This window comes from Candidatus Macondimonas diazotrophica, from assembly GCF_004684205.1.
Lineage (GTDB): Bacteria > Pseudomonadota > Gammaproteobacteria > UBA5335 > UBA5335 > Macondimonas > Macondimonas diazotrophica.
Window position 1 is genome coordinate 1 of sequence record NZ_SRIO01000078.1, and the last position, 676, is coordinate 676.

The 676-nt window shown below is 49.7% G+C and carries 2 protein-coding genes; both read right to left on the reverse strand.

Features of this window, described 5'->3' with window-relative positions; genetic code table 11:
• Nucleotides 1-33: 33 nt before the first annotated feature.
• Nucleotides 34-408 (reverse strand): hypothetical protein, encoded by a 375-nt coding sequence (locus E4680_RS13950; protein WP_135283035.1) that lies wholly within the window; start codon nt 406-408, stop codon nt 34-36.
• Nucleotides 401-676, reverse strand: a 276-nt coding sequence (locus E4680_RS13955) for a hypothetical protein (protein ID WP_205688958.1), incomplete at its 5' end; no start/stop codon positions are given. The genes E4680_RS13950 and E4680_RS13955, both read right to left, overlap by 8 nt.

Consider the following 676-nt stretch of genomic DNA (forward strand, 5'->3'; position numbering starts at 1 on the left):
TTCGTGTAGCAGCCAAGGACTACCTCGTCCTGTTCAAGTCTTGTCATTTTCTTCATCCATTTTACGTTCCATCTCGTTGAACCGCATAAGGGCATCTATATAAGGTATGCCGTAGACATCATCAAGGATAGCCCTCCTACCATTCCCGGAAAGCAGGTTGAACTTGTCTGCATACTGATACGATACGCCATCCACCTTAAACACTCGAAAATTATCGTGCCGGCGAATTATCCAGCTTGCTTCCAGTTTGTTCTCCTTTACATACGTAAGGAGCAGCACGCTGGCTACCTTTCGGATATCTGTGCGCACACGATCTATATCGGTATCCGCCTTTGTATCCATCAGGTTTGTTAGGGTTACCAGAGGGTCTAGCAACCAATGCCACTTTGACCGTTCTGTTTTATCCATTCTCTTCACCCATTTTCCGATACGCCTCGCTGGCATAGTGAGCGATCTTCAGCATGTCCAGTTGAGCCTGCCCGGGGCGGCTGTTCTTCCCGTACCTGCGCACGTATTTCTCAATTGCACGCACACAGTTCTCCGCGCTGAATTCTTCGAGTAAGTCATCCGGGTAATCCCCGTATTGGGGAACCGTGTAGTCATTGATGTGGTCGCGCACCGATCGTGCGAATGCGTCCCACAGGTCAGAACGTTTGCTCATGCTCAACCCGTCCAT